The 26794-nt window shown below is 50.5% G+C and carries 20 protein-coding genes; 8 read left to right on the plus strand and 12 right to left on the minus strand.

Going from position 1 to position 26794, the window contains the following annotated elements; genetic code table 11:
* Positions 1 to 51: 51 nt before the first annotated feature.
* The 3 genes from AACS05_RS04460 to AACS05_RS04470 all read right to left on the minus strand — a co-directional run bounded on the left by AACS05_RS04460 (position 52) and on the right by AACS05_RS04470 (position 3475).
* The gene (locus tag AACS05_RS04460) at positions 52 to 1146 is read right to left on the minus strand and encodes a 4Fe-4S binding protein (protein ID WP_045440324.1); all 1095 of its coding nucleotides are present in this window, start codon (positions 1144 to 1146) and stop codon (positions 52 to 54) included.
* A gap of 229 nt (positions 1147 to 1375) precedes the next feature.
* Positions 1376 to 2761: a diguanylate cyclase gene (locus AACS05_RS04465; protein WP_045440326.1), complete on the minus strand. Its 1386-nt coding sequence runs from the start codon at positions 2759 to 2761 to the stop codon at positions 1376 to 1378.
* 81 nt (positions 2762 to 2842) lie between these two features.
* Positions 2843 to 3475, minus strand: coding sequence for a LysE family transporter (locus AACS05_RS04470; protein WP_045449464.1), 633 nt, complete (start codon positions 3473 to 3475; stop codon positions 2843 to 2845).
* 358 nt (positions 3476 to 3833) lie between these two features.
* On the opposite strand from AACS05_RS04470, the gene yahO reads away from it, so the two are divergent.
* A complete protein-coding gene (yahO, locus tag AACS05_RS04475) occupies positions 3834 to 4109 on the plus strand; it encodes a DUF1471 family periplasmic protein YahO (protein ID WP_045440330.1) in 276 nt (91 codons plus the stop codon).
* A gap of 48 nt (positions 4110 to 4157) precedes the next feature.
* Here the strand turns inward: yahO and prpR are convergent, their stop codons facing one another.
* On the minus strand, positions 4158 to 5753 hold the full coding sequence (gene prpR / locus AACS05_RS04480; protein WP_144243047.1) for a propionate catabolism operon regulatory protein PrpR: 1596 nt from the start codon (positions 5751 to 5753) through the stop codon (positions 4158 to 4160).
* A gap of 250 nt (positions 5754 to 6003) precedes the next feature.
* Here prpR and prpB point away from each other — a divergent pair, with 250 nt between their 5' ends.
* The 4 genes from prpB (at position 6004) to prpE (ending at position 11578) form a co-directional block, all read left to right on the plus strand.
* Positions 6004 to 6882: a methylisocitrate lyase gene (prpB, locus tag AACS05_RS04485; protein ID WP_045440332.1), complete on the plus strand. Its 879-nt coding sequence runs from the start codon at positions 6004 to 6006 to the stop codon at positions 6880 to 6882.
* Between the two features lie 109 nt (positions 6883 to 6991).
* The gene (gene prpC / locus AACS05_RS04490) at positions 6992 to 8161 is read left to right on the plus strand and encodes a bifunctional 2-methylcitrate synthase/citrate synthase (RefSeq protein WP_045440334.1); all 1170 of its coding nucleotides are present in this window, start codon (positions 6992 to 6994) and stop codon (positions 8159 to 8161) included.
* A gap of 38 nt (positions 8162 to 8199) precedes the next feature.
* Positions 8200 to 9651: a bifunctional 2-methylcitrate dehydratase/aconitate hydratase gene (locus tag AACS05_RS04495; RefSeq protein ID WP_045440337.1), complete on the plus strand. Its 1452-nt coding sequence runs from the start codon at positions 8200 to 8202 to the stop codon at positions 9649 to 9651.
* Between the two features lie 40 nt (positions 9652 to 9691).
* On the plus strand, positions 9692 to 11578 hold the full coding sequence (gene prpE / locus AACS05_RS04500; RefSeq protein ID WP_045440339.1) for a propionate--CoA ligase: 1887 nt from the start codon (positions 9692 to 9694) through the stop codon (positions 11576 to 11578).
* A 59-nt stretch (positions 11579 to 11637) separates the two neighbouring features.
* Here prpE and AACS05_RS04505 read toward each other — a convergent pair whose 3' ends face one another.
* The 5 genes from AACS05_RS04505 to AACS05_RS04525 all read right to left on the minus strand — a co-directional run bounded on the left by AACS05_RS04505 (position 11638) and on the right by AACS05_RS04525 (position 18402).
* Positions 11638 to 11910, minus strand: a complete 273-nt coding sequence (locus AACS05_RS04505) for a YceK/YidQ family lipoprotein (RefSeq protein WP_045440341.1) — start codon at positions 11908 to 11910, stop codon at positions 11638 to 11640.
* A gap of 227 nt (positions 11911 to 12137) precedes the next feature.
* Positions 12138 to 12749: a galactoside O-acetyltransferase gene (gene lacA / locus AACS05_RS04510; RefSeq protein WP_045440344.1), complete on the minus strand. Its 612-nt coding sequence runs from the start codon at positions 12747 to 12749 to the stop codon at positions 12138 to 12140.
* Positions 12750 to 12778: 29 nt separating this feature from the next.
* Positions 12779 to 14032 (minus strand): MFS transporter, encoded by a 1254-nt coding sequence (locus AACS05_RS04515; protein ID WP_045440347.1) that lies wholly within the window; start codon positions 14030 to 14032, stop codon positions 12779 to 12781.
* Between the two features lie 59 nt (positions 14033 to 14091).
* A complete protein-coding gene (locus AACS05_RS04520) occupies positions 14092 to 17169 on the minus strand; it encodes a beta-galactosidase (protein ID WP_045440350.1) in 3078 nt (1025 codons plus the stop codon).
* A gap of 153 nt (positions 17170 to 17322) precedes the next feature.
* On the minus strand, positions 17323 to 18402 hold the full coding sequence (locus tag AACS05_RS04525) for a LacI family DNA-binding transcriptional regulator (protein ID WP_200012134.1): 1080 nt from the start codon (positions 18400 to 18402) through the stop codon (positions 17323 to 17325).
* 175 nt (positions 18403 to 18577) lie between these two features.
* Here AACS05_RS04525 and AACS05_RS04530 point away from each other — a divergent pair, with 175 nt between their 5' ends.
* Entirely contained in the window at positions 18578 to 19186 is a 609-nt protein-coding gene (locus AACS05_RS04530) for a class I SAM-dependent DNA methyltransferase (protein WP_045440353.1), read from the plus strand.
* Here the strand turns inward: AACS05_RS04530 and AACS05_RS04535 are convergent.
* Entirely contained in the window at positions 19183 to 20133 is a 951-nt protein-coding gene (locus tag AACS05_RS04535) for a GlxA family transcriptional regulator (RefSeq protein ID WP_045440355.1), read from the minus strand. The genes AACS05_RS04530 and AACS05_RS04535 overlap by 4 nt on opposite strands.
* Positions 20134 to 20151: 18 nt before the next feature.
* Positions 20152 to 20928 (minus strand): MBL fold metallo-hydrolase, encoded by a 777-nt coding sequence (locus AACS05_RS04540; protein ID WP_045440358.1) that lies wholly within the window; start codon positions 20926 to 20928, stop codon positions 20152 to 20154.
* A gap of 396 nt (positions 20929 to 21324) precedes the next feature.
* Here AACS05_RS04540 and AACS05_RS04545 point away from each other — a divergent pair, with 396 nt between their 5' ends.
* Together AACS05_RS04545 and AACS05_RS04550 are read left to right on the plus strand one after the other, a co-directional pair.
* Positions 21325 to 21570 (plus strand): DUF2543 family protein, encoded by a 246-nt coding sequence (locus tag AACS05_RS04545; protein ID WP_045449467.1) that lies wholly within the window; start codon positions 21325 to 21327, stop codon positions 21568 to 21570.
* 87 nt (positions 21571 to 21657) lie between these two features.
* Positions 21658 to 22134 (plus strand): cold-shock protein, encoded by a 477-nt coding sequence (locus AACS05_RS04550; RefSeq protein WP_045440360.1) that lies wholly within the window; start codon positions 21658 to 21660, stop codon positions 22132 to 22134.
* A 282-nt stretch (positions 22135 to 22416) separates the two neighbouring features.
* Here the strand turns inward: AACS05_RS04550 and AACS05_RS04555 are convergent, their stop codons facing one another.
* Positions 22417 to 26790 carry an autotransporter outer membrane beta-barrel domain-containing protein gene (locus AACS05_RS04555; protein WP_045440365.1) on the minus strand — a complete coding sequence of 1458 codons (4374 nt, stop codon included), beginning with the start codon at positions 26788 to 26790 and terminating at the stop codon, positions 22417 to 22419.
* Between the last annotated feature and the right edge of the window lie 4 nt (positions 26791 to 26794).

The raw sequence follows: 26794 nt of genomic DNA on the forward strand, positions 1-26794 counted from the left end.
AATTAGCAGGGTTTTTGTATGGTATGGGAGCGGGTGTGGTGGTGCAGATTATTAGTGCCCAATCATCCTGGCTTTGGGTATCAGTTGGAAATACATATGATCAGGAATTGGTGTGTCCCAGACCTTCGCATAGACCGCAAAACCGATAGCTGAGAAGAGGATACTCAGTACCAGCATTGCCATGACTACACCGGAGAGCGCAGTTTGACGCCACAAGGGTTTACTGTTTTCTTGCGAGCCTGGCGGCGTTTTTAGTGAAAATGTAAGCGTTGAAGCCACCGGACAGGATTCTACGCAGGTCATACAACCGGTACATTCAACGGTTCTGACCTGAATCAAACGATCGACAGGAATCGCTGACGGGCAGTTTTTCGCACATTTTCCGCAGTCTATACAACTGTCTGCATTACGTCGTATTTTAAACGGAGAAAGCAAGGAGAAGAGGCCGAGCAGTGCGCCATAGGGGCACAGATAACGGCACCAGGCATTGCGGATAAATAAACTCATGACGCTGATAACGATCACGAAGATGAGCGTAGCTCTGCCGATATTGCGGAAGAAATCGAGCATCTTAACGTCGATGATCATTCCATAAGCTGACATCAGGAAGTACTGAATACCTTGTGCGGGCATTGACAGGGCGATATACAGGAAAAAACTCAACAGCAGATATTTCAGACCGAGCAGCGGGATATCCAGCCAGCGTGGTAACCTGAAATGGCGTCCAAATAGCTTTTTCCCTACATTGCCAATCAGTTCTGAAAGCGTACCCACCGGGCATAGCCACGAGCAGAATGATTTTTTTAACAACAGGCTTATCAGGATAAATGCCACTAACAGCAACATTGAGGCTGCATGAACAGGCGGAAGATAACCGGTCTCCAGGGTGTATCTGATATTCATCAACCCTGCGATGGGGAGCCATCCCTCAATGCCGCCAGGTCTTGGAATATAAACGCTGGTGCCGGCGGTTTCGAAATAGCGGACCCAATAATAGAACGTTATGCCAATGTAGATATTGATGGACAGCAGGAGAAACTGGGTGGCTCTTCTCCAGGTGGTGGCATTGCGCCAGTCATTCCACGGTAGTTTTCCTCCGGTCGTGCCGGGGCGGCGCTGCCAGCGAGTTCTCTTTTTCCCGTTCATGGTGTTGTATTATCCCTCTTTATTTCCTCCACACAGGAGGATGCATCACCGGGATATGCTAACGCCAGATAGATATAGTGTATTTGATTTGCATCTTATTAAGTGACTGTTATTTTTATAGCGTTAAAATGCCTTCATAAAAATAACAGCCGATAGTTATCGCAGGTCAAATAAATACCTCGAACGAGGTATTTATTATTTGGCACTTACTTTAGCTGGATGCCTGGGGTCATTCCTGATAAGTCTCTACGCGATTACGGCCATTACTTTTCGCCAGGTAGAGTGCACGATCGGCTTTATCAACCAGTTGCTTGTAGTCCGGATGATAGTCATATTCGGCGATACCAATACTGACGGTAATAGAGAACGACTCAGCGGCAGAGGCCACCATCCGTAGCTCAGCGATTTTCTTACGCAGGGTTTCCAGAATAATATTCGCCTGTGAAATATCCGACTCAACCAGCAGGATCATAAATTCTTCGCCACCGTAGCGAAAAACATAATCGCTGCTGCGGATATGTTCATAAATGATGGCCGCTACGTTCTTCAGCGTGATATCACCGGTGTTATGCCCATAGCGATCGTTGATTTGCTTGAAGTAGTCGATATCCAGCATTGCCAGAGTAAAAGGCTTACGCGAATGTAATGCCAGCGAGATTTCACGGCGCATGATGGTCGGAATAAAGCGACGGTTAAGCAACTGAGTCAGCGAGTCTTTACCATTTTCCTGTTTGACCAGCGCTTCAAACATCGAGGCGAGAAGGAAATGCATTTTTGCAGAAAGCTGTCGAACATCCTGTAAAAGACTCATCCGTTGGGCTTCTGTCGGCTGCTGATTCGACAATGTCTGCGTCAGGCGATCGTCGATTTCTACGATCAGCGACTCCATCTCAGCCAGCAGATTGCTGTTGCCAAGAATGTGTTTTCCCTTATGCGAAAACCACATGCCAAAATCAGAGTTCGACAGAAAAACTATCTCCGCGGAGGGCAACCCCGTGGCTATATTGTAGATAAACTGGTTTTCCCAGTCGGTAAATGAACGGATTTGCCGCTCGCGCTCTACGTTGACATCATCGTAAATTGTCTGCAGGCGATACTGCTCCTGCGTATGCATCGAGTTTTGATAACTTGGGGAGTAGGAGACCGTCATGGCCTCCAGAGCGGTGTCCATTGCCAGGCTGCTGAAACAGATGGCATCGCTTAACAGGCCGGGTGGGTAGTTTGCTTTCTTTTTAAGTACCCGATACAGCTCATCTTTCAGCTTACGTGCGCCGCGATTAACCAGATCGATTGGCAGGCCAATTCGCGCATGGACCACGCCAATATTGCGTTGTTTCGCCAGCAACTGTGAAATATCTTCCTGCGCACTGCCGAGTACGCTACGAAGCCAGTCAAACATACTGCCGCTGAGGCGAGTGCTGACCTGTTCGGTATTAAGGAATAACGCGCTCTCAGCATGGGAGAGCATGTAGTCATAAAAAACAGTTACTAAATGGCGGATCTCCTGATCGGTTAATGATGTCAGGAGCGTGTGAACTTCAGGAGGTGTCTGGCGCAACAGCGCCTGCCATTCCGAAAGGAGTAATGTGTCGTTTACCGGATCAACCTGTTCCATCTCACAGCCACTCAAAAATACGATTGAAAAATTCAGGCGGTATTACGGACAATTACGTCACGATGGTCAAGTTAAACTCTCTTAACGATGGCTAATACCTTCATAAATCAGCCTTAAAGCGAAGACGCCGATAATGGCGCCAATCACCCGACTGGCAACCCGTTGAATACGTCCGTATGCACGACGCACTGCGGGTAGAGAAAACGCCTGGCTGAGAAAAATACGCCAGATAACGGAAGAAAAGACTATTCCTGCCCACGCCATTAACCTGGCCCAGGTCGGGGTTTCTGCACTTAACGTTACTGAGAAGATACTAATAAAAAACAGCACGGTCTGTGGATTGGACAAATCCGTTAATAATCCACGACGGAAGAAAACATACCAGGGAGCGGAGAGAGGCTGCTGTAATGTGGGCATTTGTGGTGTGGCCTGATGCCGTATGCTATTCCACGCAAACCACAGCAAATAGGCGCCACCGATAATTTTTATCAGCGAAAATATCTCTTCACACTGGGTGATAAGCGTCGCCATCCCAAAGAGTCCCAGACCGGAATAGAAGGCATCGCCTAATGCAACGCCCAGTCCTGTCATTACGCCTGCTCGCCGCCCTGATGCCAGGCTGGTTTGCACCACCACGAACAGATTCGCGCCGGGGTTAAAAAAGGTTAAAACAAATAAACTGACGGTAAGTACGACGGCGTGTAGAGGTTCCATAAACAGCGCTTCCATCTGTGAAAAAATTGGCGTTTTACCTTCAATCGTAATTGAGGTCGTTCTGAATTAACCCATACTATAGTTTTAGTGTAAGCATGATTCTGAGTATGTACTCACACTGTTTTATGAAACGCCGCCGATGTTGCAAACGGGCGTCTGGGGTGTTTTCAATAGACCGGGCGGGGTGGCGCACGCAGCGCTACAGGAATCTCTGCCGCCATTGTTTTGCAAAATATCTTTATATTTCTGTTAGCTCTGGATTTTTTATTCGGGCTGAACTACTTATTAATCATCCTTGACTCGCACGATGGATGCTCAGGGGTCGATAATGGCGTAAAACAAAACCTGGAGTTTTTATATGAAAACTGGATATAAGTTATTAATTGGTGCGTTAGCTTTTGTCGTGACCAACGTGTATGCAGCAGAATTTATGACAAAGGTTGAGTTTGAAAAGGTTGAGTCGCAATATACAAAAATTGGTGATATCTCAACAAGTAATGAAGTTTCCGTTGCAGATGCCAAAGAAGAACTTCTGAAGAAAGCAGAAGAGAAAGGTGCTGACGTTGTGGTATTAACATCCGGTCAAACGGATAATAAAATCCATGGCACTGCCAATATTTACAAGAAAAAATAATGCGCTGTATTGAAAGATAAAATACCCGCCAGTCCTTGTACTGGTGGGTTATCCTTTTAGCCTGCGCCAGAATGTGGTTCTGCTGATACCGAGATATCGTGCTGCCGCTGTTTTATCGCCATTGAATTGTGCCAGTACCTGCTGTGGCGTCAGCGATGGTGACATCTGGGGTATTTCGGCGACATTGGTCAGTTCCGGCATTAACTGCTGTAAGAAATGGACGTTCAGCTCCGGCTGTGGATCCTCACTTAAAAATAGCGCCAGACGCTCCATCATATTGCGCAGTTCACGAATATTCCCCGGCCAGCCATAATTCAGCAGAGTATGCTGACTCAGACTCAATCCCTTGCGCACTGTCTCTGAAAACGGCACATCTAATTCCGCCAATGACTGTTTTAAAAATCCTTCTGCTAGCGGCAAAATATCGGGCAGACGCTCGCGCAGCGGCGGCAACTGCAGACGCAGAATGCTCAGGCGATAAAACAGATCGGTACGAAACTTTCCCTGTTTCATCTCCTGCTCAAGATGACAATGCGTGGCGCTAATCACCCGCACATCCACCGGGATTGGCTGATGTCCGCCCACCCGCGTAACCTCTTTTTCTTCCAGCACGCGCAGTAGTCGGGTTTGTAGCGGCAGCGGCATCTCGCCAATCTCATCGAGAAACAGCGTTCCACCGTGGGCGATTTCAAACAGACCCGCGCGTCCTCCCCGGCGCGAGCCGGTAAATGCGCCATCCTCATAGCCGAACAGCTCAGCTTCCAGTAATGATTCGGTGATGGCCCCGCAGTTGACGGCGACAAACGGCGGTGAGGGCTTCCCGCGTCGATTCTCCTGGCGGGTGAAATATTCACGATGAATGGCCTGCGCCGCCAGCTCTTTACCGGTTCCGGTTTCGCCCTGAATCAATACCGGCGCGCGGGAGCGGGCGTACAGCATAATCGTATGCCGCATCTGTTCCATCTGCGCAGAGTGACCGCGCATGTCCACCAAGGCATAGCGGGTACGCAGCGTCTCACCAGAAGCATACTGGCCGTTTCGCCGTAGCGTCATACGGGTCATATCCAGCGCATCGCTGAAGGCCTGGCGCACGGTGGATGCCGAATAGATAAAGATGCCGGTCATACCGGCTTCTTCCGCCAGATCGGTAATCAGTCCCGCGCCGACCACCGCTTGTGTACCGCAGGCTTTCAGCTCATTGATTTGTCCACGGGCATCCTCTTCAGTGATATAGCTGCGCTGCTCAAGCTGTAAATTGAATGTTTTTTGAAAGGCCATCAGCGCGGGGATGGTTTCCTGATAGGTGATGACGCCAATCGACGACGTGAGTTTTCCCGCTTTCGCCAGCGCCTGTAACACATCAAATCCGCTGGGTTTAATCAGGATCACCGGAATGGACAAGCGGCTCTTCAAATAGGCACCGTTGGAGCCTGCGGCGATGATGGCATCGCAACGCTCAGTGGCCAGCTTTTTACGGATCCAGGTCACTGCCTTTTCAAAACCAAGCTGAATAGGGGTGATAGTCGCCAGGTGATCAAACTCCAGGCTAATGTCGCGGAACAGTTCGAACAGACGCGTGACGGAGACCGTCCAGATAACCGGTTTGTCGTCGTTCACCCGTGGAGGAAGATGTGTATCAGCCATAGCTAACCCAAAAAGTCAGGAACCGAATATTGGGTTTAGTTGTGTTTCATAAATGTTGCAATGAAACACTTAAACCAGTTTCATGAAACGATAGCTGACACGCTTTTGTGCAACAAAGATATAAAGATTGAATTTAATTTATTGTTTTTAAAAACAAAAACAGAAAATGAATAAAAATTAAGGTCTTTGGCATACCCCTTGCTTTAGTTAATCAACGAACGATAACAAGTTGATAACAAGAGGATGGGATATGTCTCTACACTCCCCAGGGCTGGCGTTTCGCGCCGCGCTCACCAAAGAAAATCCATTACAAATCGTTGGCACCATTAACGCCAATCACGCGCTGTTGGCTCAGCGTGCCGGGTATCAGGCGATTTATCTGTCGGGTGGTGGTGTCGCTGCCGGATCGCTGGGCTTGCCGGATCTCGGCATCTCCACTCTGGATGATGTTCTGACCGATATTCGCCGTATTACCGATGTCTGCCCGCTGCCGCTGCTGGTGGATGCAGATATTGGTTTCGGATCCTCGGCATTTAACGTGGCGCGTACTGTGAAATCAATGATCAAAGCCGGCGCCGCTGCGCTGCATATTGAAGATCAGATCGGCGCTAAGCGCTGCGGTCATCGTCCGAATAAAGCGATCGTCTCCAAAGAAGAGATGGTTGATCGTATTCGCGCCGCAGTGGATGCGCGCACCGATCCGAACTTTGTGATCATGGCGCGTACCGATGCGCTGGCGGTGGAAGGGTTGGAAGCGGCAATCGATCGTGCGCGGGCGTATGTCGAAGCGGGTGCTGACATGCTGTTCCCGGAGGCCATCACCGAGCTTTCTATGTACCGCCAGTTTGCTGATGCGGTGCAGGTACCGATCCTCGCCAACATTACCGAATTTGGCGCCACGCCGCTGTTCACCACCGATGAATTGCGTAGCGCTAACGTCGCAATGGCGCTCTATCCGCTGTCTGCTTTCCGTGCCATGAACCGCGCCGCAGAAAGGGTTTACAACGTGCTGCGCCAGGAAGGCACGCAAAAGAGCGTGATCGACATTATGCAGACGCGTAACGAGCTGTACGAAAGCATCAATTATTACCAGTACGAGGAGAAGCTCGACGCCCTGAATCTCAAGTAGGCCTGATAAGGCGCAGCCGCCATCCGGCACTGCCGGATGGCACTACGTTTATCCGGTCTACGGCGTACACCCTCAATACCCTACACATTAAAATAATGACGAGGACAACATGAGCGACACAACGATCCTGCAAAATAATACCAATGTCATTAAGCCTAAAAAATCAGTCGCGCTGTCAGGCGTGCCAGCCGGAAATACCGCCCTGTGTACCGTCGGTAAAAGCGGTAACGATTTACACTATCGTGGCTACGATATTCTCGACCTGGCGCAACAGTGCGAATTTGAAGAAGTTGCACATCTGCTGATCCACGGAAAATTACCCAACCGTGATGAACTCAATGCCTATAAAAGCAAATTAAAAGCGCTGCGCGGTTTACCGGCTAACGTACGTACCGTGCTGGAAGCGCTGCCCGCAGCATCGCACCCTATGGATGTGATGCGCACCGGTGTCTCCGCGTTAGGCTGCACGCTACCGGAAAAAGAAGGGCATACCGTTTCTGGCGCACGTGATATTGCCGACAAGCTGCTGGCCTCGCTCAGTTCGATCCTGCTTTACTGGTATCACTACAGCCACAACGGTGAGCGGATCCAGCCCGAAACCGACGATGATTCTATTGGCGGTCACTTCCTGCATTTGCTGCATGGCGAAAAGCCGTCGCAAAGCTGGGAAAAAGCGATGCACATCTCGCTGGTGCTTTACGCCGAACACGAATTTAACGCCTCCACATTCACCAGCCGGGTGATTGCGGGTACTGGCTCCGATATGTATTCAGCGATTATCGGTGCTATTGGTGCTCTGCGTGGCCCAAAACACGGCGGCGCGAACGAAGTGTCGCTGGAGATCCAGCAGCGCTACGAAACGCCGGATGAAGCCGAAACCGATATCCGCAAGCGTATTGAAAATAAAGAAGTGGTGATTGGTTTTGGCCACCCGGTTTATACCATTGCCGATCCACGTCATCAGGTAATCAAACGCGTGGCGAAGCAGCTTTCTCAGGAAGGTGGTTCGCTGAAGATGTACAACATTGCCGATCGCCTGGAAACCGTGATGTGGGAGTCGAAAAAGATGTTCCCCAACCTCGACTGGTTCTCGGCGGTCTCCTACAACATGATGGGCGTTCCGACCGAAATGTTCACCCCATTATTTGTTATCGCCCGCGTTACCGGCTGGGCGGCACACATTATCGAACAGCGTCAGGATAATAAAATTATCCGTCCTTCTGCCAATTATACCGGCCCGGAAGATCGCGTTTTTGTCCCGATTGATCAGCGTTGCTAATTCAATTCCTCAAATTATAAAACTCAGGAACTCTTGTTATGTCTGCACAAATTTCGAATGTTCGCCCAGAATTTGACCGTGAAATCGTTGATATCGTGGATTACGTCATGAACTACGAAATCACCTCGAAAGTGGCGTATGACACTGCGCATTATTGTCTGCTTGATACCCTCGGCTGTGGCCTGGAAGCGCTGGAATATCCGGCCTGTAAAAAGTTGTTAGGGCCGGTCGTTCCGGGGACGGTAGTGCCGAACGGTGTTCGCGTACCGGGTACTCAGTTTCAGCTTGATCCGGTGCAGGCGGCATTTAACATTGGCGCGATGATCCGCTGGCTGGACTTCAACGATACCTGGCTGGCCGCTGAATGGGGTCATCCTTCCGATAACCTCGGCGGTATCCTGGCGACGGCAGACTGGCTGTCTCGCAATGCGGTGGCTGTTGGAAAAGCGCCGTTAACCATGAAAAAAGTGCTGACCGGGATGATCAAAGCCCATGAAATTCAGGGCTGCATCGCGCTGGAAAACTCCTTTAACCGCGTCGGGCTGGATCACGTTCTGTTGGTTAAAGTCGCGTCGACCGCTGTGGTGGCCGAGATGCTGGGGCTGACTCGTGACGAGATCCTCAATGCGGTATCACTGGCGTGGGTCGACGGGCAGTCGCTGCGTACCTACCGCCACGCTCCGAATACCGGCACGCGTAAATCCTGGGCGGCAGGCGATGCGACTTCCCGCGCGGTACGTCTGGCGCTGATGGCGAAGACCGGTGAGATGGGCTATCCGTCGGCGCTGACGGCAAAAACCTGGGGCTTTTATGACGTTTCTTTCAAAGGGGAGGCGTTCCGCTTCCAGCGTCCATACGGCTCGTACGTGATGGAAAACGTGTTGTTTAAAATTTCCTTCCCGGCAGAGTTCCACTCACAGACTGCGGTAGAAGCGGCGATGACCCTTTATGAGAAGTTGCAGGCGGCAGGGAAAACCGCTGCGGATATCGAAAAAGTGACGATTCGTACTCACGAAGCCTGTATTCGTATCATCGATAAAAAAGGCCCACTAAATAACCCGGCGGATCGCGACCATTGCATTCAGTACATGGTGGCGATCCCTCTGCTGTTTGGACGTTTGACGGCAGCAGATTATGAAGACGGTGTGGCGCAGGATAAACGCATTGATGCCCTGCGCGAGAAGATCAACTGCTTCGAAGATCCTGCCTTTACCGCTGATTATCACGACCCGGAAAAACGCGCTATCGCTAACGCCATCACTCTCGAGTTTACCGACGGTTCACGTTTCGAAGAGGTGGTGGTGGAGTACCCAATTGGCCACGCGCGTCGTCGTCATGACGGTATGCCAAAGCTGGTCGAAAAATTCAAAATCAACCTGGCGCGTCAGTTCCCAACTCGCCAGCAGCAGCGCATCCTGGATGTCTCCCTGGACAGAACACGCCTGGAGCAGATGCCGGTCAATGAGTATATGGATCTTTTCATTATTTAAACCTGCGTGCGGCAAGGCGTAAGTTCAACAGGAGAGCGTTATGTCTTATAGCGATTTTTATCAGCGTTCGATTACCCAACCAGAGTCGTTCTGGGCCGAGCAGGCCCAGCGTATTGACTGGCAGCAGCCGTTTACCCAGGTGCTGGATCACAACCATCCGCCGTTTGCCCGCTGGTTTTGCGGCGGGACGACGAATTTGTGCCATAACGCCATCGACCGTTGGCTGGATAAGCAACCTGATGCGCTGGCGCTGATTGCCGTTTCATCGGAAACCGAAGAAGAACGCACGTTTACCTTTAGCCAGTTGTATGACGAAGTTAACGTAACAGCAGCGATGCTATTGTCGCTGGGCGTTCAACGTGGCGATCGGGTGCTGGTCTATATGCCAATGATTGCCGAGGCGCACATTACGCTACTGGCCTGTGCACGTATTGGGGCGATCCATTCGGTTGTGTTCGGTGGATTCGCTTCACATAGCGTGGCGGCGCGGATCGACGATGCCCGACCAACGGTTATCGTATCAGCAGATGCCGGAGCGCGTGGTGGCAAAATACTGCCGTATAAAACGTTGCTCGACGATGCGATCAATCAGGCGCAGCACCAGCCACGCCATGTGATTTTGGTCGATCGCGGTCTGGCGAAAATGGCGCAGGTGGCGGGGCGTGACCTCGATTTTGCCACGCTGCGCCAGCAGCATCTCGGGGCGCGTGTGCCGGTAACCTGGCTGGAGTCGAACGAAACATCCTGCATTCTCTACACCTCCGGCACGACCGGCAAACCGAAAGGCGTACAGCGTGATGTCGGCGGCTACGCGGTGGCGCTGGCGACCTCAATGGACACAATTTTCGGCGGCAAAGCTGGTGGCGTCTTTTTCTGTGCCTCGGATATCGGCTGGGTGGTTGGACACTCCTACATCGTGTATGCCCCGCTGCTGGCGGGGATGGCGACTATTGTCTACGAAGGGTTACCAACGTATCCGGACTGCGGGGTATGGTGGAAAATCGTCGAGAAATATCAGGTCAGCCGGATGTTCTCGGCGCCGACCGCTATCCGCGTGCTGAAGAAATTCCCGACTGCGCAGATCCGCAACCACGATCTCTCCTCGCTTGAGGTGCTGTATCTGGCGGGTGAGCCGCTGGATGAACCGACGGCGAGCTGGGTAACGGAAACGCTGGGCGTACCGGTTATCGATAACTACTGGCAGACCGAATCCGGCTGGCCGATCATGGCGATTGCTCGTGGACTGGATGACCGGCCTTCGCGTCTGGGTAGTCCTGGCGTGCCGATGTATGGCTACAACGTACAGTTGCTGAATGAAGTGACCGGTGAACCCTGTGAGGCAAATGAGAAGGGAATGCTGGTGATTGAAGGGCCTCTGCCGCCGGGGTGTATTCAAACTATCTGGGGCGATGACACGCGCTTTGTGAATACCTACTGGTCGCTGTTTTCTCGTCAGGTGTACGCCACGTTTGACTGGGGGATCCGCGATGCCGATGGTTATTACTTTATTCTTGGCCGGACGGATGATGTGATTAACGTTGCCGGACATCGACTTGGCACGCGCGAGATCGAAGAGAGTATTTCCAGCTATCCGAACGTTGCGGAAGTGGCGGTAGTGGGCGTAAAAGATGCGTTGAAAGGGCAGGTGGCTGTGGCATTTGTTATTCCGAAGCAGAGCGACAGTCTGGAAGATCGCGATATCGCGCATTCAGAAGAGAAGGCGATTATGGCGCTGGTGGACAGTCAGATTGGTAACTTTGGTCGCCCGGCACATGTCTGGTTTGTTTCTCAACTCCCCAAAACTCGCTCCGGAAAAATGCTGCGGCGAACGATCCAGGCGATCTGTGAAGGTCGCGATCCCGGCGATCTGACCACCATTGACGATCCCGCGTCGTTACAGCAAATCCGTCAGGTAATTGAAGAATAACCTGGCATCTTAACCGTAGGCCGGATAAGTCGCATCAGCGATGCATCCGGCACTACATCTTAATTCGCCTTCTTATACGGTCCGTGATCGCTATCAAATGGCGCATATACAGTGTCCGCCACAAAAGATAACGGCACATCAACAAATAACAACGCTAAATCGAAATAGTTATAATCGTAAGCACCCGGGTTTTTTATTTTATCAATGTCGTGATGCATACCCACGTAATATGTATTTGACTCTTTACCTTCCGTGCGTGCATTAATGCTGCCACATCCCGAAAGTAATGTGCTGATAAATAGCGCTATTACCGCAACTGTCTTTCTGCTCATGCTCTGACCTGGCTTACCGCCTTGTTTTACCATAACAGTAGAAAAGCGGCTTTTTGTCGGCAAAACTTAAGCTGTCAGGTAAGTGATAAGGGGGAGTGACAATCTGTCAGGAACAGAGTTGAACGCTGCGAAGCTGTGGCCCGTAAAGGCGCAGCCAATACCCTGGCGACTTGAAGTATGACGGGGGTATAAGTCTACCCCTTTACGTTTATTGGATAGTAATCTGTTTAAATGGACAGCTCCGTTTTGTAGTCTTTGTAATAATATTGCTTGTCTCTGTCGCTGATTTCTCGGATGACCCGACAGGGAACGCCAGCCGCAACGACATTGGGTGGGATGTCTTTAGTCACGACACTACCCGCGCCGATGACCGTGTTCTCGCCAATCGTAATTCCGGGATTGATAACAACATTACTGCCAATCCAGACATGATTGCCGATCGTTACCGGAAAAGAATACATCTCGCCAAACTTTCTCAGCTCATGATGAACAGGATGCCCGGTTACAGAGATCGTGACGTTGGGTGCAATTAAAACGTTATCGCCTATGGTAACCGTGTAATCATCTACAATGGTGAAGTTAAAATTGGCATAGAAGTTTTTACCAATGTGAATATTGCTACCGTAAGAAAAATAAATGGGGGGCTCTATCCACGCATGTTCTCCCACGGTGCCAAACATTTCATGAATCAGTTTCTCTCTCTTTTCAACTTCTGATGGACGCGTGTGATTAAATTCATACATTAACTCTTTTCCGCGCAATCTCTCTTGCGGTAACCCTTCACACATATCGGTAAACAGCTTTCCTGCTTTTATTCTGTCTCTCATGGCGGTGCTCATTAATGCGACTCCATCCTTGTATGTTAAATTCAGACCTGTCTGTCCATTTGCGTGACATAACGAGAGAATGGTTTTGCGCCGCTAAGCGTAAAGACTGAAATCAGCGTGAAGCTCAGGGCGATGATTCCCAGTACCAGATAAGCTCCCTTAAAACCGATACTTTCGTACATATTACCGGCCAGTATGGACATGAAAATCATTGCCAGCTGTTTGAAGAAACAGAAGCACACCAGATAAATAGTGGCGGAGAAACGAACTTCAAACTGGCTGGTGATGTATTTGAAGCAGCCGACGATCAAGAAGGGGATTTCAAACATATGAAGCGTTTTGAGGATAACAACTTCCAGCGCGGAGGTGGCAAACGCGGAACCGATAATCCTCACTGACATAATAGTGCCTGCCAGCAACAGGGCGTTTTTCCCACCGATGCGATTCACAATTAGCGGGGCAAAAAACATGATGGAAGCGTTGAGTAGCTCTCCCATGGTGGTGACGTAGCCAAATACGCGAGTACCTTGTTCACCAGTGGCAAAGAATGAGGTGAAAAAATCGGCGAACTGCTGGTCGAACACATCGTAAGTGCAGGAAACACCGACGACATACAGTGAAAGGAACCATAGTTTAGGTTGTTTAAATAACTCCAGTGCCAGTTTCAGGCTGAAAGCTGAATGATTGGCGCCGACTGCGTCCGCAACCTTTGCAGAAGAAGGCACTTCCGCTTTCGAAAAGAACAGAAGTATTGCCAGAATTATCGCGCAACCCGATCCCAACCAGAAGACAAACTGGTTGTTAATAGTAAACATAATCCCGGCAATTGAGGCGCACAATGCCCAGCCCACGCAACCAAACATACGTGCGCGGCCAAATTCAAAATGACTTCGGCGACTCGCTTTTTCAATATAGGCTTCGATTGCCGGAGCCCCGGCGTTGTAAATAAAACCCAGGTAAATTCCCCCGACAATAGAGCCGAGTAAAATATTAAACTGCAGTAGTGGACCAAAAACGTAAATAAAGAACGGGGCAAACATTACCAGCATCCCGGTAATGATCCATAGCAGGTGTTTTCGCAGCCCGAGTTTATCGGAGAGCAGACCAAAAATGGGCTGAAAAAGCAGTGAGAATAAAGAGATGCAGGCGAAGATGACGCCGGTATCCCCTTTACTGATATGGTTTATATCGTGTAACCAGATAGGGAAAAATGGGAAATAAGCTCCCATAATAAAAAAGTAAAAGAAGAAGAAAAAACCGAACATCCAAAAGTTAGTGTTTTTTAAATAATACATAATGGATTTCCTTACGCAAAATAATGGCAGGTCGCAACCTGCCCAATTATTTATTATTTTTAGCGCCAGTTGACCTGGTAGTGATAGTGTCCGGCACTCAGTTGATATTCCGGCGAAACGGAAGGACTCCATGAGTCATCCCCGCCGACGCCCATATGGAAACCATCAATATTGAGCCAGGTCCCCGCCTCTGGTTGCAGCAGATGGCGATGGCTGGTTTCCATCAGTTGTTTCTGACTGTAGCGACTGATGTTGAACTGGAAATCACCGCGCCACTGATGAGCACCGTAGCGCAATTCGCGCGTTCCACAGCGCAGGCCGTTTTCACTCGGAAAAACGTAAGGGGTATACATCTCATCCAGCGAAAGATCCCACTTGCCAAAACAGGCCGCGCTCAGGCGGTCCGGGTAGTTCTCGTGGGGACCGAGACCTGTCCAGTTTACCCGCTCAGCGACCAACGCAAGCTGACAGCTAAGACCAATCCTCGCCGGATGCGGTGTTCCGCTGGCGACATCGACATCTATTGTCATTTGCATCTCGCCGTGTCCGTCAATACGGTAGGATTTACGGCTGATAAACAGTGTGTTACCAAGGTACTGCCAGGCATGTACGGTGGTAATCAGTACGCTGCTGGACAGTGTTTCGGCTTCACAAACCAGTAGCTTTGGCTCTGTGTGATAGTGACCTGCCGCCTTCCAGCGTTCGACCCAGGCGTTGGGATCGATACGGGTGACTTCACTGACACCAATGTCGTTATCCAGCGGTGCGCGGATGAACTGATCGATTAACGGGGTTAATAACTGCGGCGTATCATCCATCCAGTATTGTGTTAGCAGACCTGACTGACGGGAGAATTCCCAGCGTTTGTTATTGACTGCCGCTGTAAATGCGCCCTCGCTGACGGTCAGCTCTGGCGTTGCACTGGCATGCGATGGAAGCGTCAGACTGAATTTTTCTTCCAGTTTCCACTGATACCAGGCACTGATATGTCCAGCTTCTGACCACCCGGTCGCCTGGGGCTGAGCAACGTGCACCGTCAGCCACAGCTGGCCCGCAGTTTCAGGCATCGGGATTTCCGGCAGGGTGATTATCTGGTTGCCCTGCGGAGCGATATCCAGTGCCTGCTCTCCGCTGGCCAGTGGATTACCGTCCTGAGCGATAGACCAGTGCAAAACTTCGTTATCGCTGCGACGGAACAAATATTCACTGGTGACCTCAATCTTCCATTGCGCGCCAGGGAGCAACGTGAACTGGAAAAATTGCTGCGCGTGTTTAGCCTCGTACAGTGATGGATGCGGTGTGCGATCGGCAAACACCAAACCGTTCATACAGAACTGACGATCGTTCGGCGTGTCGCCAAAGTCACCGCCGTAGGCAGACCAGGGCTTACCTTCGTCATCGTATCTGATGAGCGACTGATCCACCCAGTCCCAGACGAAACCGCCCTGTAAGCGAGGGTACTGGCGAAACGCCTGCCAGTATTTAGCGTAACCGCCGAGGCTATTGCCCATCGCATGGGCGTATTCGCAAAGGATTAACGGGCGCTGCTCACCGGGCATCGACAGCCATTTTTTGATTGACCATTTTGGCACAGCCGGGAAAGGCTGATCCTGGTCGACGCGGGCATACATTGGGCAGATGATGTCTGTTGCTGCGGTATCCGCGCCCCCGCCTTCGTACTGCACCGGGCGGGACGGGTCTTCTGATTTCAGCCAGCGGTAGAGGGCATCGTGGTTCACGCCGTGACCGGATTCATTTCCCAGCGACCAGATAATAATACTGGGGTGGTTGCGATCGCGCTGCACCATACGCGTGACGCGCTGACTCATGGCTGGCAGCCAGTCTGGATTGTCGGTCAGGCGATTCATCGGCACCATGCCGTGGGTTTCGATATTGGCTTCATCCACTACGTACAGCCCGTAGCGATCGCACAGGGTGTACCACAGCGGATGATTCGGATAATGGGAGCAGCGTACGGCATTGAAGTTGTTCTGCTTCATCAGGATGATGTCCTGCAGCATCGTCGCTTCGTCCATCACCTGACCGTTTTTCGGGTGATGTTCATGCCGGTTGGTTCCGCGAATCAATAGTGGCTTGCCGTTTAACAGGAGCAGACCATTTTCAATGCTCACCTGACGAAAGCCGACATCACAGGCTTCTGCTTCAATCAGTGTGCCGTTGGCTGTATGTAACTGCACAACAGCGCGGTACAGATTGGGTGTTTCTGCGCTCCACAGCGCCGGGTTTTCAACATTCAGACGCAGCGAAGTGCGATCGTTGTAAGCCCCGCGCTCATCAATGATCTCGCTGCCTAACAGGGCGGTGGTATCGCTGATCAGTGTTTCACCATCCCACAATTGTAGGGTGACGCGTAAATCTTCGCTCTCGTTGCCCGCCACCCTGACTTCCGCTTCCAGCACTGCGCGATTGAAGTCATCGTTAAAGCGGGTGTTGACACGCAGATCGCGGATTTGCGTCGTGGGTTTGTGCAGCAGAGAAACGTCGCGGAAAATACCGCTCATACGCCACATGTCCTGGTCTTCCAGATAGCTACCATCGCTCCAGCGTAGCACCATCACCGCCAGACGGTTTTCACCGCGAGTCAGGAAATTGCTGAGATCAAATTCGGAAGGCAGACGACTGTCCTGACCGTAGCCGACCCAGCGACCATTGCACCACAGATGAAATGCAGAATTGACACCATCAAAAATAACGCGAGTCTGGCCCTCAAGTAGCCAGCCTTCATCTACACTAAATGTGAGCGAGTAACATCCAGTTGGGGTCTCAGCCGGAACGTACGGGGGATTGACCGGAAACGGATAGGTAATGTTGGAGTAGATTGGTGCGTCATAGCCGCTCATCTGCCAGTTAGAAGGCACCACGATGGTATCCGCCTGCGGCAGATCGTTTTCAAGCCAGCTTTCAGGTACCGCTTCTGGCGAAGCAAACCAGGCAAATTTCCACTCACCATTCAGTGAACGCAATTGCGCAGAGCGACTGTTCCTGCGGGCATCATCCGCTGAGCGCCAGCTACAAAAAGGCGGGTGAGCCTCCAGGCGATTGAGTTGTGTCACGCCAGGGTTTTCCCAGTCGCGGCGTTTCAGTACGGCGGCGAGTGAATCCGTGTTCAGGGTCATGGCAGTATCCTGGTTAAATTTGTTATCCGCTCACAATTTTATTGAACATACGTGGGAGTCGATTATTTTGTAAAGGGGAGGGCGGATAATAATTGAACTGAATCACATAAATTCAGGTATGCGAGATAAAGATGATAACTTCCCCATGGAGTGTTAAAGACGAGAAATTTGGCGGGCCAGCTGCATTAAAGACTCCGCGAGTCCCTGAGCGGTAGCGGTCTGAGTATTCGGCGGCAGAACGGTTTTTCGCTCAACCAGCGTAACGGGCAGAAGCTGGTTACCCGGGGCGGATCCACCCTGTGAAAGCTGTAATAGTTTGTCGACGCTGGTTTGTCCAAGCATCGGGAAATCCTGCTTTATTGTGGTCAGCGGCGGGATATAACAGGAGCTGTCTTCGGTGTCATCATAGCCAATTACCGAGATGTCAGTAGCGACCCGCAGGCCAAATTCGCTTATTGCCCGCATCGCGCCCAGTGCCATTTGATCATTGGCGACCAGCATAGCGGTAGGGATGTTACCGTCGTTAAGCATCTGCATGGTTTGATGAAAACCGGACATAGCGCTCCAGTCGCCTTCCATTTCCACCGTCGGTTGTAGCTGGTAGTGCGCCAGATACTTATGCCAGCCCGCGTGTCTGAGCCGTGCCGAGACTGAGGTATTCGGTCCGGCTAACAGAGCGATACGTTGATGGCCATGCTGTACCAGATGTTCTACGCCCAGTCGCGCGCCATCGTCATGGGAGAAAATCACGCTGTTAATTGGGGATTGATCCGAGACATCAAGAAACAGCACCGGCACCGGGGCGCAGGAGGCGGCAACGGCAATGGCGTCCTCTTCATCAAGCGGATAGTTGATGATAAGCCCGGTCACACGCTGTGACAGCAGGTTATGTACCGCCGATTTACACGCTTGCATACCGCTACGCTCAACCATCGCAATCACCACACTGGCCCCGGACTGGTCGGCGCGAGATTTAATGGCGGCAACAATTTGCGAGGGTGCATGCAGAGCAAGGTTTGCGGTCACCACGCCGATAAGTGGCGTTTGCTTGCCCGCAAGCTGCTGTGCGACGCGGTTGGGGATATAGTTAAGTTCCGCCATTGCGGCCTCAACTTTCTGACGGGTTTTCGCGGAAACGTGGCTGGCCTGATTCACGACGCGGGAGACGGTCTGGTAAGAGACTCCTGCATGGTCTGCAACATCGTATAGCGTTACCGGTTTCACATTTACCACCCTGATTTCCATGTTATCCACGCGCTATCATGCCACACCATGAAAGGTTTTTCGTCATTTGTGGCATTGTTCTGCGAGGCTCATTTCGGAGAAAGAAGCTTTCAGCAAATCGCTCCCTGTGGTCTATGGTTGCCATATTTAACATAATGATATATCAAAAAATAGTGAGGAAATTGTGAGTGATCTGGAGGCAAAGAACATTCTGTCCATTTACCGACGCCACGCAGCTGCGTTTGCCTGCCAGCGCTCGCGCACGCTTTTTGAAAAACACTGGCTGGATAAATTCATTGCGGCAATGGGCGGGCTGGGCAGCATTGTAGATATTGGCTGTGGGAACGGTCAGCCGATTGCCGACTATTTTATCCAGCAAGGTTTTCAGCTTACCGGTGTGGATGGTTCAGCGGCGATGCTGGCGCGCGCCCGGCAAGCTTTTCCCGACCAGCGCTGGCTGGAGCAGGATATGCGCGAATTAACGCTGAATGAAACTTTCGAGGGTTTGCTTGCCTGGGACAGTTTTTTCCATTTAACCCAGCAGGACCAACAAAACATGTTCCCGATTTTTGACCGGCTCAGCCATCCCGGTAGCGCACTCATGTTTACCAGCGGCACCAGTAACGGCATCGCCATGGGACAGTTTGAAGGCGAACCGTTGTTTCACGCCAGTCTGGCGCCCGACGAGTACCGCGCACTGCTGTCAGCGCACGGCTTTGAGGTGATTGATATGGTGATGGAAGATCCGCAATGCGCCGGGCATACGGTCTGGCTGGCGAAGAAAAGGGGTTAAACGCCGCGAAAAGTTTTGCGCCACTCAGCGGGACTGACACCGAAGTGTGATTTAAAATGCTGGCGCCAGGTTACCGGCGACAGAAAGCCAACCTGTTCGGCAATTCTTTCAACGGGTAACGGGCTGGACTCAAGCAGTTCCTGACTGCGACGCAGGCGTTCGGCAATCAGCCACTCTGCCACGCTCGACCCGGTAGCTTTCATAAAATGGCGGGTTAAAGTTCGCCGACTCATCATTACCCGCTGCGCCAGCCCGTCGAGGTTATGTTGTTCGTGGATATGCTGGCGCAAATAGTCGAGCAGAGCGTTGATGCGCTGATCCTGGGTACTTTTCGCCACTGGCTGTTCGATAAACTGCGCCTGTCCTCCTTCGCGATGTGGCGGCACAATCATCCGTCGGGCAATCTGATTCGCGACCGTACTGCCAAAGCGTTGGCGGATCACATACAAGCAGCAATCAAGTGCGGCTGCGGTGCCTGCCGAGGTGATAATGCCGTCGTCATCCACATATAAGGCGTTGATATCCAGACGAGCGGCGGGAAAACGTGCCTGAAAGTCTTGTTCAAACTCCCAGTGCGTGGCCGCTCGTTTGCCGTCCAGCAATCCGGCATAGCCGAGAACAAATGCACCCAGGCACAATCCGACAATTTGGGCGCCGTTTTGCCGCGCGCGATTGAGTGCATCAAGCAGACTTTGTGCCGGGCGATGGGCCGTGGTGCCCCAGTATGGGATCACCACAATGTCGGCCGCCTCCACGGCTTCATAACCGTGAGAGGCGGTGACGGAAAAGCCGTCCTGAGAAGCGATGATGCCAGGTTTCTCGGCGCACAGTTGCACCTCAAAGCGTTTTTTTGCCGCCACTTTGTCACTGAAAATGATGCACGGCACCGAGAAGTGAAACGGGCTGAAATCTTCAACGGCGACGATAGCGACGGTGAGCGGGAGCATACGATTCCTCTGTTGGCATTAAAACGTCAGGGTTTCACCATCTTCAGGCACGTTGACGAATTCCGCAATCTGGTTGTCGTGGGCATAATCTTTCAGAGCTGAACGGGTGAGCAGGCAGTGGTTAATCGCTTCCATATGGGTCGCGACAATCTGTGCCTGCGGCAGCGTGAAGTGGGTTTTTAGCACATCCTCAGCACCCATAATAATTGGCCCAAAACCGATAACGTGGGCAAAGCCTGCGTTCAAAATAACCACATCTGGCTGGAAAGTCTGCATATTGGTTTCCACCTCGTTGCGCCAGATGGTGTCCCCGACCAGATACAGCGTTTTTTCCGCCGGATGCTGGAAGATAACCCCGCAGGCATCACCCAGACGCTCCGCCATTTGCGGGATGGCGTAAGCGCGATCCGAGCCGTGCTGGCCGCCGGTTTTACGCAGGGTGATGTCGCCCAGCGTAGTGCTGTGCGTCAGTACGGTCAGTTGTGTGAAACCCTGCTCCCGCAGCACGTGCTCATCCTGCTCATTTTGCACATAGATCGGTTTATCTTTCGGCACGACGCGAGTGGCAACCTCGTCCCAGTGATCCTCATGCAGATGGGTCACGATCAGCGCATCGACGTTAAGCAGGGTATCGATGTCGATGGGCAGATCGACGGTTGGGTTACGGATCTCTGCGCGCGCTGTTCCGGCAAAACCCGGATAAGCACTTTTTGGCGCCAGCATAGGATCGACCAGAAAGGTTTTGCCGCCAAAGGTGATGCGTTGCGTGGCATTGCGTATTTGCGTGATGTTCATGGTGTTTGCTCCACGTTTTGGGTCAGTGGTGTCATCGTAGAGTGTTGTCCAGAAGATAAATGTGGGCAAATGGGCGATTAGCGATGGGATTGGGCCAACCGAATGCTATGATTACCGATGCCGTGACGTAAAGTGTATGCCGCGATAGTAAATTAAATGATAGCCAACCTGCTTAATATTTATTTAGTACCAGACAATGATACCGTGCTGAATAAATCAGAGTGAATTAAATGTAAGTGATTTTATTAAATGAAAAACGGCTGCAGAGAATATTTTGATATATTCAATGTATTATCGCCAATAAAACAGATCGCTAACGGTGAAATAAGAATGCTATCATTCGCACCAGACGATGCAGGCAACCGCTGGCACACGGCATTCACCCCGGAGCAACTGATGAACAACGAAATTTCGCTGAAGTATTATGATATTGCCGACGAGTACGCGACGGAGACGACAAAGCCGGTGAACGAACCGGAACGCGACTCCCTGGCGCATTATTTCCAGCTACTGATCACCCGTTTAATGAACAACGAGGAGATCAGCGAAGAAGCGCAGCAGGAGATGGCTGGTGTTGCTGGCATCGACGAACAGCGTATCGATGAGATAGCGGAGTTTCTCAATCGCTGGGGTAACGAGTAACCAAAGGCGTAGCCTGCACTGGCATTGTGTTTTACACTGCGCACAGCAATAATTTAGTAGATTAACGATTAACCAGGCGGTAAAGCAATGAACGGAACAATCACAACGTGGTTTAAAGATAAAGGCTTTGGATTTATCAAAGATGAAAACGGAGATAACCGTTATTTTCATGTGATTAAGGTTGCTAACCCTGAGCTGATCAAGAAAGATGCGGCGGTGACTTTCGAACCCACGACCAATAACAAGGGTTTGTCAGCTTATGCGGTGAAAGTCGTACCAGAGAGCAAGTACATTTATATCGCGGGCGAGCGACTAAAGCTCACGGCGATCAAGTCTTACCTGGTATACAGTGAAGAAGTGCCTGTTGAGACTCGCATTGATAAAGAAAATGCGGTGTTGTCTGTGGGCGTACTGATGAACAGCATCAAACCGAAATCAGATGTGAAGCCCGGAGAAATGCGTACGCTGAAAAAGTTGGCAATCACCACCTTCCAGGGAACAACGCTGATCTTCTCGGAAGATGAGATAGACATCGACGCCACGGTGAAACTCCTCAAGGTCTGAAATCTTTCGGACTGACTGTGAGCCGAAATTCTGCTGTTACGTAGCGCAGAATTTCGGCATTGTTTGGTGAATTTGCGCTTCGCTTGCACAAACAAAGTTTGTTATCCGCCGCCAGATCTGGCTTTTCTTCATTGTTCCGAAGTGTTGAAACTTCCCAGCGAGTTAGCGCCTAATAATGGTTGAGAGGCGATTACCGAAATACCAGTCGGTAGGCTAAGTAAAAAGTGATAATAAAAAATAGCCAAAGTGCACGTGAACACTTTGGCTATTTATTGAGATTAATTAGAAACTGTATTTCAGCCCTAATGTAGCTGTGCTGTCAGCATATCCCTTGCCGCCAATCTGGACTCCTATATTTCCCCATACATTTAAATGTGGGGAAATATGGCCTTCCAGACCTAGCTTGAACTCACCGAGATTGCGGGCCCCTTCCTGGTTGACGTTTACGCCATCCATTTTAGTGGTGAAGCTACGTGTATTGTGGATCCAGTTTGCTTCAATAAACGGCTGAAATTCGCGACCTTTGCCTTCATCCATTTTATTAAAGCTCTTCAGATATGTCCTTGCCCCCAGGCGGGTCTGAATATTACCGTTACCGTTCATATCCACATATGTTCCGTTAGCTTCCTGATGCTTATCTGATTTAACACCCATCCAGGTAATCTGCGCTTGTGGCTGAATATACCACTCATTAGCGGTCCCCTTGCTGCCAGGGAACTCACTAATTTTATAGGTATAACCCGTTTCAACAGACGCGGTCAGGCCTTTGGAACTATATGACTCAGAGGCCAGTCCTTCGCCTTTAACATGGTTATCAAACCAACCATATTGCGCCCACCCGTCGACATATAGACCTCTATGGCTGGACTTATCGGCATACCATGTGGCGTAAATACCTGTACTATAGCCATTGACGCTTCCTCGTGAGGTATAACCGGTTGCCGATGAGCGGGTTTGATTATTGTCATGACCATAACTGGCCATGATCCCAAGACGCCAGCTATCAAGTCCATTTGTTGAACCCTGCGCGATATCACCGCCGAGTTGCACCACATAGCGGTTGCTTTGGGTATGTAACTGGCCGCTCCCGTCATACCAACTCTGGTGACCACCCACCTGGCGCGTCCACATGCTGGTAACTTTAGTCTCTCCGGTTAACACATCTTGGTACTGCGTTTCTCCTGGGCGATCGTGTAGCTGAGTGTTGAACATGGTATTTACAGCAACATGATTCGCCGCATAGGTTCCACCTTCCGGGCGCAGCGTATGCTCGGTTGGAGAAACGGGGTTTTCGGGCTTTTCTGGTTGACCGGGGTTTTCCGACGAAATCAGCTGGCTGGTCAAATACCAGTGACTATTATTAGTTCCCTGGCCCCGAACCAAAGAATAATCATAAGCGCCAGCAGTAATTCGCCCACGTTGAGAAAATTCCCCATCAGAACGACCATCCACATGAATTAATTCAATACCCTCCAGAGTTTGCGCCCCTCGGCCTCCAGCATTGGTGATACTCACTTTGGTGCTGCCAGTAGTATCGCCTTTTACAATGAGTTTATCGGTGGCTGAATTGTCGTCTCCCAGTACGGTATCAAAACTAATCAGGCCATCATTGCCATGGTAATTCCCCTCAACAACAAGTTGGTTGCCAGCAGATTGTCCTACATGACCTAAAGAGACGGCTCCTCGGTTGGTCAGATCGCCACCAACAGTAAAGCTACCCGTTGTCCCACTTCCGGCCACGAATAGACCTGCGTTATTAATACTACCTTGTACAGCCCCAGCGCCGGAGAGCATACCGGTAGACGAAATTTTGACCTCCTGACTCGCCAAAGTAACAGACGCGTCATCCTGACCCAGTATCAGCCCACCTTGCTGAATATCGGTAGTACCTGTATAGGCGGAATTGGTCGTCAGAGTGATATTGCCCAAGCCCTGCTTGATGATATCGCCGCTGCCATCCAATTGGTTATGCATGGTCCAGTCATCAGCACCGTTAAGTACCATTTCGCCTTGATTATGAACAGTCGCATCCCCCAGATGGTTGGACGCTGACACAACTAATTGTGTATTGTTGTCCAGATTAAATTGACCACTGAATCCACTGTTATCCCCCTCCAGTGCAACGTTAGCTTCGCTGAATGAGACTTCGCCTTTACCGCTAAGGTTGTTGGACAGTTGTCCCTCAACAGTATTCAGGTTTAGACGGCCATCGGAGATAATATTTCCGCTCCCCAATCCCTGAATATTATCCAGCGCGACTTCAGCTCCGGATGCGATAGTCGTTGTCGCGCTTAAGTCAGCATTACTGCCACTCACGTTAAGGATGCCGGTATCTATACTGAGATTACCGTTGCCAGTTAGTGTCCCTGCGGATGTCCCGCCGTTAGAAATCGTCAGGCTACCGCCATTAATATTCAGGACTGAACCTGCTGCCCCGGTGAGTTGCCCGATCGTCTGGCTGTGCCCATTCATATCTACAATCGTTTCATCTGCTAACTGCAGACCGGATGTATGACCCAGCACATTGTCGTTCAGCATCAGAAGATTACCGCTGCGCAAATCGGTCAGGCCGGTGTAGTCATTATTCATACCGGATAGCGATACTGTCTGACCTTTCTGACTATCCAGCGCCAGATCCCCGGAGCCTGTCAGACGGGAACTTAACTCTGCTGCTGCACCAGTCTTGCCATTGGCATTCAGGACCAGGGCATTCTGACCCTGCCCTTGTAGCTCAACTTGTGTCAGGCCATAACCTACATACAAGCCGTCATTATTTTGTCCGCTGGTCAGACGGTAGTCGTACGTTCCTTTTGCAACAACCTGCCCATCCTGGCTAATGTCATGCTGAACAGCGTCGGTGATCGCCTTGCCATTCAGATCCTGAAGTTGCAGGTTTCCGGCATCTCCTGTTACAACCGTTCCGGACTCTGTGGAAACCAGTTTAATTTCCGCGTTTGTGTCTTCTTGCTCCATTAAGGAAAGTCCAGTGTTAACACCTTGCGATATGGAGTCCACTACGCCAGTGGGATTCACCTGCACAACACCAGAGCCAGTCAGGTCTAACTGATCTTTGACGTTCACCATCTTATCGGTTTGATGTATCCCCGGAGTGATGCTACCGAATGCAATAGAGCCGCCGGAAAATGCCAGGCTTCCAATGGATTGTGTTCCGATGCCCAGTGAAATTTCACTCCCTTTACCTGCAATCAGCCCTGCTTTTGAAAGGGCGTCAGTATTTGTTCCCTGTAAGTTGAAGGTCGTATTTTGTAACTCCAGCGCACCTGTGAACCCAGACGTATTGCTGCTGTTATTAAAGGAGAACGCGTGATTATTCGTATCTACTCCCAGGATGCCTGAGCCTGAAAGATAACTGTTAAATAGCCAGTCGCTGGTACTATTGAGCTGAAGCTTCCCTGCGACTGACAATCCAGCGGAACCCAGGTTTTTCTTATCAGAAACGGTAGCGGTAGCGCCTGATTCAACATTAATCTTCCCTTTAAAGGTGGAGTTGTCACCAGATAATGTCACACTTCCGGCTCCGACAGAGATAATGCCGCTTCCTGAAACCTTATTACCAAACACCATATCGTCTTGTGCGTTTAGTAATAATTTCCCGCTATTGCTAATATTTGCAGTCCCCAGGTTCTGAGTAACACCAAGTGTTGCGCTCTTAGCAATTTTTACCTCTCCGCTAAAGCCTGAATTATCCCCAGACAGGAAAGTTGTACCATTGAGTGCATTGATTTTACCAAGGCCTTCACTACCGCTTGAAATATCAGCAGAAATATTTGCGTTATCACTTGTATGGTTCAGAGTGAGTTTTTTATTGTCTGTGTCGGCCCAGACAAACTCAATTTTCTCTGCATCAATAATACCGGCAGCTCTGGCACTGTCGCCTTCTTTGGCACCTAAGGCTAATTCTGAGTTTGTACTCAGACTAATTTCTGGGGCAGAGATTTTGCCCATGTCCGAAACGACCAGCGTTGTATCAGATCTTTGATTGTAATAGCCCAGACTTAAACTCTTACTGGCGTTAACTTCTCCTTTGTTATTAACAGACAGGAATTGGTCACCTCCGTAACTACTAAATGTACCCATAAAGAACGTTTCGGTATTAACCTGGCTGCCTTCGCCGCTGACATTCCCTTTTTCATAGGTTAAGCGGGTTGTTCCTTTAACATGAATTTTACCGCCATCAGAAACGTTAAAATACCCGCCATCACGACGATTATTGGATAAGCTGTCGTACAAATCTTCAGCATATAACTCGCTACCAGAGTTAGCTACATTAAGAAACCCGGTGCCACGCAGCAGAACATTTAGAGGGCCATTAATTCGTACTGTACCCTGAGTAATGTTCAACCCTCCGCCTGATGTGAACGTCAGGCGAGGGCGAGAGTCAGGTGAATTGATCACCAGGTTTGCATTATCTTTTACATTGATATGATAATTGATGGATTGATTATTTGCGCTAAATTCAACTGTGGCATCTTTACTAACATCAATATCACTGGCGAAAGCAAGAGATGAAAATAAACCAATAGCACTAGCTAATAAGAGCCGTGACTTCTTTTTTGTATTCTTTCGCCCTAATTCAGAACACACGTACCAGCAATTACGAACTTTACTCCATTTTATCTGATATATTTTGTTCATCAAT

It is taken from the genome of Citrobacter sp. S-77 (genome assembly GCF_963864895.1).
GTDB classification, from domain to species: domain Bacteria; phylum Pseudomonadota; class Gammaproteobacteria; order Enterobacterales; family Enterobacteriaceae; genus Citrobacter; species Citrobacter murliniae.